Here is a 495-nt window from a genome sequence, read left to right as displayed (position 1 = left end):
TAACACGTGGGTAACCTGCCTTATAGAGGGGGATAGCCTTCCGAAAGGAAGATTAATACCGCATAACATTTTCGTTTCGCATGAGATGAAAATCAAAGGAGCAATCCGCTATAAGATGGACCCGCGGCGCATTAGCTAGTTGGTGAGGTAATGGCTCACCAAGGCGACGATGCGTAGCCGACCTGAGAGGGTGATCGGCCACATTGGAACTGAGATACGGTCCAGACTCCTACGGGAGGCAGCAGTGGGGAATATTGCACAATGGGGGAAACCCTGATGCAGCAACGCCGCGTGAGTGATGAAGGCCTTCGGGTTGTAAAGCTCTGTCTTTGGGGACGATAATGACGGTACCCAAGGAGGAAGCCACGGCTAACTACGTGCCAGCAGCCGCGGTAATACGTAGGTGGCAAGCGTTGTCCGGATTTACTGGGCGTAAAGGGAGCGTAGGTGGATATTTAAGTGGGATGTGAAATACCTGAGCTTAACTTGGGTGCT

Annotated in this window: 1 rRNA gene; it reads left to right on the top strand. The window is 52.1% G+C overall.

The features are described 5' to 3' along the window. Positions 1-495: ribosomal RNA gene (locus J3477_RS25975) — 16S ribosomal RNA — on the top strand; the annotation flags it as partial.

It is taken from the genome of Clostridium zeae, from assembly GCF_017312485.1.
Lineage (GTDB): Bacteria > Bacillota > Clostridia > Clostridiales > Clostridiaceae > Clostridium_AR > Clostridium_AR zeae.
Note: the sequence above shows the minus strand (reverse complement) of the source record. Positions and strands in the feature narration are given on the sequence as shown.